Source organism: Bradyrhizobium genomosp. III (assembly GCF_000261705.1).
Taxonomy (GTDB): domain Bacteria; phylum Pseudomonadota; class Alphaproteobacteria; order Rhizobiales; family Xanthobacteraceae; genus Bradyrhizobium; species Bradyrhizobium ottawaense.
In genome coordinates this window covers 1-8,110 of record NZ_AJQF01000327.1, presented here as the reverse complement: position 1 = coordinate 8,110, position 8,110 = coordinate 1, and the positions used below count along the sequence as shown (strand labels likewise).

At 65.0% G+C, this 8,110-nt stretch carries 8 protein-coding genes; 3 read left to right on the top strand and 5 right to left on the bottom strand.

All coding sequences use genetic code 11. From position 1 onward, the window contains the following. A partial coding sequence (locus tag IC66_RS0126620) for an adenylate/guanylate cyclase domain-containing protein (protein WP_038949717.1) occupies positions 1–919 on the top strand: 919 nt, incomplete at its 5' end. Positions 920–1,066: 147 nt separating this feature from the next. Here the strand turns inward: IC66_RS0126620 and IC66_RS0126615 are convergent. After that, complete coding sequence (locus tag IC66_RS0126615) at positions 1,067–1,246, bottom strand: hypothetical protein (protein WP_038949715.1); 180 nt, start codon at positions 1,244–1,246, stop codon at positions 1,067–1,069. A 239-nt stretch (positions 1,247–1,485) separates the two neighbouring features. Here IC66_RS0126615 and IC66_RS0126610 point away from each other — a divergent pair, with 239 nt between their 5' ends. Beyond that, positions 1,486–2,280 (top strand): adenylate/guanylate cyclase domain-containing protein, encoded by a 795-nt coding sequence (locus tag IC66_RS0126610; RefSeq protein WP_028142246.1) that lies wholly within the window; start codon positions 1,486–1,488, stop codon positions 2,278–2,280. A gap of 12 nt (positions 2,281–2,292) precedes the next feature. Here the strand turns inward: IC66_RS0126610 and IC66_RS0126605 are convergent, their stop codons facing one another. After that, on the bottom strand, positions 2,293–2,568 hold the full coding sequence (locus IC66_RS0126605) for a hypothetical protein (protein WP_028142247.1): 276 nt from the start codon (positions 2,566–2,568) through the stop codon (positions 2,293–2,295). Between the two features lie 452 nt (positions 2,569–3,020). Here IC66_RS0126605 and IC66_RS0126600 point away from each other — a divergent pair, with 452 nt between their 5' ends. Continuing rightward, on the top strand, positions 3,021–3,245 hold the full coding sequence (locus tag IC66_RS0126600; RefSeq protein ID WP_240536433.1) for a hypothetical protein: 225 nt from the start codon (positions 3,021–3,023) through the stop codon (positions 3,243–3,245). A gap of 44 nt (positions 3,246–3,289) precedes the next feature. Here IC66_RS0126600 and IC66_RS0126595 read toward each other — a convergent pair whose 3' ends face one another. Genes IC66_RS0126595 through IC66_RS0126585 form a run of 3 tightly spaced genes read right to left on the bottom strand, consistent with a single transcriptional unit; the run spans position 3,290 to position 7,991 of the window. Beyond that, positions 3,290–4,786 (bottom strand): sugar ABC transporter ATP-binding protein, encoded by a 1,497-nt coding sequence (locus IC66_RS0126595; protein WP_038949714.1) that lies wholly within the window; start codon positions 4,784–4,786, stop codon positions 3,290–3,292. Further along, on the bottom strand, positions 4,783–5,877 hold the full coding sequence (locus IC66_RS0126590; RefSeq protein ID WP_049806644.1) for a hypothetical protein: 1,095 nt from the start codon (positions 5,875–5,877) through the stop codon (positions 4,783–4,785). The genes IC66_RS0126595 and IC66_RS0126590 overlap by 4 nt, the downstream gene beginning before the upstream one ends. Further along, complete coding sequence (locus IC66_RS0126585) at positions 5,874–7,991, bottom strand: ABC transporter permease (RefSeq protein ID WP_038949713.1); 2,118 nt, start codon at positions 7,989–7,991, stop codon at positions 5,874–5,876. The genes IC66_RS0126590 and IC66_RS0126585 overlap by 4 nt, the downstream gene beginning before the upstream one ends. Positions 7,992–8,110 lie beyond the last annotated feature (119 nt).

The window sequence follows — 8,110 nt, the reverse complement described above, 5'->3', positions numbered from 1 at the left end:
CGGCAGCCCCGCCAATGAAATGCAGGACGGCGCGAGCGAGGTGCGCGAGAATCTCGAACGCGATCCCTCGCTCGGCCGCAAGCACGCCCTGTACGAAGAGATGCGCGAAAAGGGCCTGACCGACTATGTGGCCTGGCCGCTCTACCACACGCTCGGCAAGCGGCATCTCATCACCTTCGCGACCGACCGTCCGGGCGGCTTCGAGGATTCGCATATCGCCGCGCTCAAGAAGCTCCTGCCGGTGCTGGCGCTGGTCAGCGAGATCCGCATCAAGAACCGGCTGGCGCGCACGCTGCTGGAGACCTATGTCGGCTCCCATGCCGGCCAGCTGATCCTCGCCGGCGCCACCAGGCGCGGCAGCGGCACGACGGTGCGCGCCGCGATCATGATCTGTGACCTCAGGGATTTCACCAAGATCTCCGACAATTGGCCGCGCGACGACGTCATCGATCTGCTCAACGATTATTTCGACGCGATGTCCGAGCCGATCGCGCGGCACGGCGGCGAGATCCTGAAGTTCATCGGCGACGGCCTGCTTGCCATCTTCCCGCTTCAAGAGCCCGATGCCTGCGCGAACCTCCTCCACGCCGTGACCGAGGCTCGTCAGGCCATGACCGCGCTGAACGAGCGGAACAATGCGACCAGCCGCGCGCCGTTGAATTACGGTATTGGCGTCCATGTCGGCGATGTCATGTACGGCAATATCGGCTCGACCAGCCGGCTCGACTTCACCGTGATCGGTCCCGCCGTCAACATGGCCTCCCGCCTCGAAGCCCTTACCAAACAGCTCGGTCGAACGGTGCTGCTGTCACGCGACTTTGCGGAGCTGGTGGAAGGGAAGTTCGAGCTGGAGCACGTCGGCAAGCACGCGGTACGCGGCTTCAGCGATCCGATCGAGCTGTTCGCGTATCACGGGTAGGGCGACTGCCTCACCCGGGACGAATTCCCAGCGGCGGCATCTATTTGCGGTTCGTCCAGGGGCGCGGAGGTCGAGCCGGGGCCGCCATTCGCCGGAACTGTGAGACCCGGTGCAGGCCCAGGCCCTGGGGTGGCACCCCCGTAACGCCTACGCGGACCAACGATCCTGCTCTTGCTGGTGCGCGTGCTCGTTCAGACGTTCGGCGATCTGGTCCGCAATCTGCTCCGACTCCGCCGAGGCGACGGGCTCGCCCTTGCGTGTCCTGAGCTTGTCCTTGTCGGCCTCGATCGGGAAGTCGTCAGGCTTCAGTCCGTCATCCTTGCTCATGGCGCGCCTCACCGTGTCTGATGTCGGAAGAACACGTCTGAAGGCTGATCGTTGCTTGGACGAGTGAAAACTCTCGACCGACGAATGGACGGGCGGCTCGCGTTTGGGCACTGTCAGCACGATCCCGGTGTCAGGTGCCGCCGACAGTCTTGGCAAGCCCCTATTGCCGATGCAGGATTGTACGAATAGGCTTCCGCCTCGAAGACGCCCAAACGGTCTTTCAAATCGGCCGCACGTTCATGCCCAAATTCCTTCGCATCGGAGTCCTCCAGTCCAACGTATCCGGCTACACGTCGAAGGCGTGGTGCGTTCGGCGCGTCGGCTCGGCGGTGTTCCTGAAGTGGGGTGCCGTTGAGGTGCAGGGCGCCGGTGATGGACGAAGGGTCTACTGGACGCGATTGCCGCAGGAGAAGACAGTTCGCTGCGGCACGACGCAGCGCGCCCAGGACTACGCCAAAGCCGCCATCGCCCGGCGCCGCAGCCACCGCTACGAGCCGCTGGCCGGGCCGATCGCGCTCCGGCGCCGATCCGCCGAGCGGAGCGCGGAACTCAAGCAGGCACTCGCCACCATCCTGATCGTCGATATCGTCCGCTCCACCGAAAAGGCGGCAAAGCTCGGCGATGCGCGTTGGACCAAGGTCATGGGCCACTATTACGCGGCCGTGCGCAAGGAGCTGAAGAGTACGCGTGGCAAGGAAGTGGTGACGACCGGCGACGGCGTGCTGGCGACATTCAAGGCGCCGGCTTCCGGCGTCCGCTGCGCGACCGCGATTCAAAAGGCCGTGCGCACGCTGGGGCTCGACATCAGGGTCGGGCTGCATGCGGGCGAGTACAGTGTGAGCGGGGGCGAGATGGTCGGTCTCGCGTTTCACATCGGCACGCGCGTCGCCGCCAAAGCGCGCGCCGGCGAAGTCCTGGTCTCGAGCGCGGTCAAGGACCTGATGGCGCAGTCGGAGATCCGCTTCAGGGATCACGGCGTGCATCAGCTCAAGGGCGTGCCGGAGCGGTGGCGGCTGTTTCGGGTGGAGGATTGAAGGGATTGAGGCCTATCTGTTCGGATCGGTCCGGTCGCATTTGGGGCATCGTCCGTCCGCGGCGGCGGCGAGTTGGTGGCCGATCTCTTCCCTGAGAGCGTCTGCCTCGAAGGCCGTGCCGTCGCTCCTGAGGATTCGCTTGGCGCGTTCGTAGGCGTGGCTCTCGGCGGCGTCGTCGCCGACGCGAACGATCACCTCATCGTGGAAAGGGCAGACCGTGGTCGCACGGGTGGTTTCGAGCGCGTAGCGTACCACTGCGGTCAGATCGTCGACGTTGGCGGATATCATGGCTGCTCTCCTGATCGTGGCGGTCCCGATGGTGGCCTGTTTCCGGCGGCGGGGGTACCGTACGGCCGTGTCGGTCCGGTCAGGCGACAAGGGCGACGTCAATCCACCCCGGCTTCCTTGGAAGCACCGAGGCCGATCGCGTATTCTGTCCAGGGCTGCATTCAACCCGCGGCTTTTGCAACCCGCGGCTTTTGCCCTGGTTCCATCGAACCCGTCGGCGAAGCCGCTCGTCCGGAGCCGGCTCCTGGTCGCGGTCGGTCAGTCCACGTCTTGCGAAGCGGTGCCCGGAGTGCCTAGGAGTCCGGGCTCCGCTTCGTTCGGCACCGGAGCAGGAGCGCGGCCGATGTCATGCAGAGCATAGGCGTGAGCAGGGCCTTTGCATTGACCCATCTCAAACACAGGGAGGGCCCCTAAGGAATCATCCGCAATTTCGCCGGCCGCGGTTCGGGCGCATGAATAACGACATGCAGCGCCAGATTCTCTTCAGGTGCCCGCGCACCGGCATAAACGTCCAGCATCGGATCGATGACGAGCGGCCCGAGAGTTCCGAGCCGGCGGACAGCTATGTGTCCGTGAGGTGCCCGGCCTGCATGTCGCTGCACTTCGTCAACAGCACCACCGGCAAGCTGCTGGGCGAGCGAAGCGCGCAGCCCGCCTCGATGTCGCGTTCCGCCTGATCCGTCCGCGTTGATTGTGCAGCGACGTGGCGGAAGGGCAACCGTCAATGGATCGCCGCGTACATGATGGATTCCTCGGTCGCCTCCAGCGCGGAAAACTCCTCGACGACCTTGCCTTGCCTGCAAACCAGGATGCGGTCCGACAGCGCCATGATCTCGGGCAGGTAGGAGGAGATCACGACCACCGCCTTGCCCTTGTCGGCCAGCGAATTGATCAGCTCGTGAATCTCGACGATGGCTCCGACATCGACGCCCCGCGTCGGTTCGTCGAATATGATCAGGTCCGGATCCTGGATCAGCGATTTGGCGATCACGACCTTCTGCTGGTTGCCGCCGGACAATTCGACGACCTTGGCCTCGTCGCCGATGGCGCGCACCTTGAGCCGTTCGATCCAGGACTTTCCGGTCGCCGTGCTTTCGCGTCGTGACAGCCAGGCGCGTCCCTTGGGAAACTTGGCGAGCAGGCCGAGATAGATGTTGCGCGCAATGGATGCGGTCTCGAAAAATCCTTCGACCTTGCGGTCTTCCGTCACGTAGGCGATGCCGGCCTGCACCGCCGGGGCGGGGACGCGGTAGCGTACCGGCTTGTCCTCGAGGATCACCTCGCCGCCGTGGAAGAAGTCGCGCTTCATGATGCCTGCGACGATCTTGAACGTCTCGGTGCGTCCCGCGCCGACAAGACCGAAGACGCCGGTGATCTGGCCTGCAAACACCGACAGCGAATTATTCTTCACCATCGGCGCCATCTTCAGGTTCTGCACCGTCAGCACCCGCTTGCCCGAGGCGCGGACCGTCGCCTTGCGCGCGCCATAGAGCGTGTTGGAGAGATCCCGCCCCACCATCGCCTGGACGATGCGCGCCCGGTCGAAGCGGGAGGCGTCGTCGGTCACGACATGCCTGCCGTCGCGCAGCACCGTGATGCGGTCGGCGAGCAGCAGCGCCTCTTCGAGGGCGTGCGAGATGAAGATGATGGAGACCCCGCGCTTCTTCAGGTCCTTGACCAGGTCGAAGAAGTACTTCTTCTCCTCCGGCGTCAACGTCGCTGTCGGCTCGTCGAAGATGATCACCTTGGCCTTGTGCAGGACCGCACGTGCGATCTCGACCATCTGCTTCTTGGCCGCCCCTAATCCGCCGACCGTCGCGGTGGGCGCCACGTCGAAGTTGAGCGATTGCAGGAATTGCTGGGCCGCGATGTAGATGCCGCGCAGGCGATTGTAGAACTTCTCCTGACCGAGAAACAGGTTCTGCGCCACCGTCATCGTCGGCACCAGGCTGTTCTCCTGGAACACCATGGCGATGCCGAGGTTGCGCGCCTCCAGCGGAGTCCTCGGAGTGACGTCGACGCCGTCGACAATCATGCCGCCGGACGTCAGCGTCACGACGCCGGCCATGATCTTGGTCAGCGTCGATTTTCCCGCGCCGTTTTCGCCGACGAGGGCGTGGATTTCGCCGCGCCGAAGCTCGAAATCGACGCCGTCGATGGCGGGCACGCCGGCGTAGAGCTTGGTCGCCTTCGACAGCGACAGGACGAGGTCGTTCATGCGCGGGCCTCCTCGCCGAGGGATGCCAGCGGCAGCTTGATGACGCGCCCGGGGCCCTTGGCAATCATCACGAGGTCGTTGCCGACTTCGACGGCGGACACGATGCCGTGGTTGACGCCGTCGGCCCGGCTGTGGAGCGAGTAGCGTGGAAAGCCGTCGGCTCCGAGCCGGATGACGAGACCATACGACCGCGGCGGCGCCCAGGGCTTCATCACGCCCATGGTCTTGATGTGGGCGCCCTGCAGCGGCTCCTTGAAGGAGTGGCCCGAGCGCAGACGCGGCGCCACCCAGAACTCCGGGTCGATCTCCGCGATCATGCGGCGGCGATAGGCGGGCTCGCGCAGCACGAACTCGACCAGTTGGGTGCGCGCGGTGAACGCGGTGAGCCAGAAGCCGCCGCCGCTCGCTGGAGAAAGCCGGGATGGGTAGACGGGCAGGTGCCGCAGCAGATCCTTGCGGCTTCCGTCCGGTGCGATCGAGACCAGGCGATGCCGCCAGCTTTCGCTGACGAGTACGGCGCCGTTGCTTGTGATGGCGCCGAAAGCGTAGCCCAATCCGCCGGCAAGCTCGCTGATCGCGCCCGTCTTCGGATCGAGCCGCAGCAGCCGGCCGGTCCTGCCGAGCTCCATCAGATCGCGCGCCCAGTCGCCGACATCGTGCAACGACGATCCATCGGTTGCGATCAACCTCCCGTCGGCCGCGGGCGCCAGCGCATTGACGGCGTGCAGCCCCTGCGTAAAGGCGGCCCTGGGTGTCTCGGCCGTGGCGTTGTCGTAGAGCCGGACCTCCATGCCGCCGAGCGCGACGGCAAGGCCACCACCGGGCAAGGACGCCAGCGCGGAGATCGGCCGCTCGAAGCTGCGAACCGTCGTTGTAGAGTTTCCGGTCAAACGCGTCAGCCGCGCGCCATCGGCGATGAGCAGCGAGGTGCCGTCCGGGGCGAGATCCTCCGGCGCGTCGCATTCGAGCAGGATCTCCGCCTGCTCGAGCGCCTGGTTGGGCTTCAACGCCCCGTCGAACGACGGCACGGTGATAGCCGCCTCGCCACGGCCGAGGAAGCGGTTGGCGAATTCTCTGATAGCGACGATCACGACGGCTTCCCCCAGCGCTTGTCGTACTGAACGAAGTCGGGATCGGCATTGTCGAGCTTGAAGCGGCCGATCCGGTTGTTGGCGATGCCGCCGAGATAGAGATAGCCGCGATGCTCCCGCATCGAGGTGATCATGGGGTGGTTGAGGCCCTTGAGGTCCCAGAACGATTCCAGGATCTTGCCCTGCTCGTTGAACTTGACGACGCAGCCGGTGTTGATGTTCGGAAACAGCCATTCGTCGACCGGCACGCGCTTGGCCATGCGCCGGCGGAAGCTCGGCATCTTCCAGGCGAGATCCAGTGACGGACTGCGCATGCCGACCAGCGCCAGCCAGTAATTGCCGTCCGAGGCAAGGTTGATGTTGTCGGGATAGCCCGGCAGATTGTCCATGACGGTCTCGACGTTGCCCTTCTTGGGACCTGCGAACCAGTAGCGCTTGATCGAGCAGCCGAACGTCTCCGCGAACAGGATGGATTGCCCGTCGCTGGCGTCTGCGACGCCGTTCGGGAATTTGAGCCCGCGCAGCGCGGTGTGGGTGGTGCCGGTCTTGGTGTCGTAGCAGATGATGCGGCCGTTGCCGCGCGCTTCCAGCCCGTCGACCGGCCATTCGTCCATCTCGTAGCGGACGGTGGCTTCGGAGAAGAAGATCAACCCGTCGTCTGTGATGTCGAGATCGTCGGCAAGCCGGAGACGGCTGTCGTCGTTCACGGAGTAGATGCTGCGGTTGGTCTCGTCGGTGGCTTTCTCCACGGTGCCGTCCGGCTTGATGCGATAGAGGCCCATGCCGCCGATGCAGACATAGAGGTTGTCCTCTTTGTCGAACGCCATGCCGAGCGGTTGGCCGCCGATATGCGCGAACACCTCCATCCGCTCGTAATCGGGCGGAAAGAAGCGGATGATGTCGCCGTGCCGCGATCCCGCGTAGAGCACGTCGTTGCGGTCGAGAATGACGTCCTCGGGCGCCTCGATCCGGCCGAGCCCGATCAGCGAGACGTCACGCAGCTTGTCGTTCTGCTCGAACGGCCCACCGCTGCCGATCTCGGTCGGCGGCGGTGGCGGCAGCGCGTGATAGGTCGGGGCGACATAGACCTTGCTGATGATGCGGGTGCGATTCTTCTGCCAACGGATGTCGACCATCGCCGCCGCCAGCAGGATCGTTGCCAGCGCCATGCGGTTGACGCCGCCGCGCGCATTCATGGCGGTCAGGCCGTTGGTGACGAGCAGGACGACGAGCACGCCGACCATCGATTTGACGACCGACCCCTTGCCGCCGCCGAGCGTGATGCCGCCGAGCACGGTTGCCGTCAGCACGATCACCTCGAGGCCGACGCCGATATCGCCGCCGACCGTGCCGAGCCGGGCCGCGAAGAACAGCGCGCCGATGCTGGTCAGCACGCCGCTCGCGACGTAGCAGAGCGCGATTGTGCGGCGGACCGGAATGCCGGAATTGTAGGCCGAGCGCCGCGAGCCGCCGATCGCGGTGATGTGCCAGCCCGGCCGCAGCCGCGTCAGGAAGACGTGGCCGAAGATCGCGATGACGATGTAGACCAGCGCGACGCTGGGAATGCCGAAAACGCTGCCGCCGCCGATGAAATCCCAGGACGGAATGTCCGGGAAGGCCGACGCGATGGCGTTGGAATAGCGCTGGATCAGCAGATCGTAGGCCGAGCGATAGATGATCAGCGTGATCAGCGTGGTGATGAAGGCGCGCAGCCTGAGATAGCCGATCAGCACGCCGTTGACGGCGCCGAGCAGCCCGCCGACGATCATGGTGACGACCACCACGGCGGGGACAGGCCAGTTGAGCACGTCGAGCAGATAGAGCGCGCAGAAATCCGTCAGGGCGAAGATCGAGCCGACCGAGAGATCAATGCCGCCGACGATGACGACCAGCGCCATGCCGAGACCGATGAAGCCGATTTCGCCCGCCTGCCGCGCCGTGTCGGCGAGGCTCGATGGGGACAGGAAATGCTCGAGCGAGCGGCTGAGCGCGAAGCCGACGATCAGCAGCAGGATCACCGGGATGGCGGTTTCGGTCCAGCGTTTGGACAGGATCTCGCCGAGGAGATGGTCCGGCCAGTAGCGATATCGGAGCCTCGTCAGTGTCTCGCGCATCTGCCTTCCGCTGATTCCATGAGCAAGGTTGCGCGTTCCGCACCCGGAGCGACGGAACGCGCAGCTTTAGTGTGCGATCACTTCTTGAGATCGGAGAGATTCCAGCACGCCGTCTGGGT

What these genes read in the sequence shown, in the direction of transcription:
- IC66_RS0126615 (WP_038949715.1), bottom strand. Translation starts at nt 1,246, where the DNA reads ATGAGCAAGGATGACGGACTGAAGCCTGACGACTTCCCGATCGAGGCC.
- IC66_RS0126610 (WP_028142246.1), top strand. Translation starts at nt 1,486, where the DNA reads ATGCCCAAATTCCTTCGCATCGGAGTCCTCCAGTCCAACGTATCCGGC.
- IC66_RS0126605 (WP_028142247.1), bottom strand. Translation starts at nt 2,568, where the DNA reads ATGATATCCGCCAACGTCGACGATCTGACCGCAGTGGTACGCTACGCG.
- IC66_RS0126600 (WP_240536433.1), top strand. Translation starts at nt 3,021, where the DNA reads ATGAATAACGACATGCAGCGCCAGATTCTCTTCAGGTGCCCGCGCACC.
- IC66_RS0126595 (WP_038949714.1), bottom strand. Translation starts at nt 4,786, where the DNA reads ATGAACGACCTCGTCCTGTCGCTGTCGAAGGCGACCAAGCTCTACGCC.
- IC66_RS0126585 (WP_038949713.1), bottom strand. Translation starts at nt 7,991, where the DNA reads ATGCGCGAGACACTGACGAGGCTCCGATATCGCTACTGGCCGGACCAT.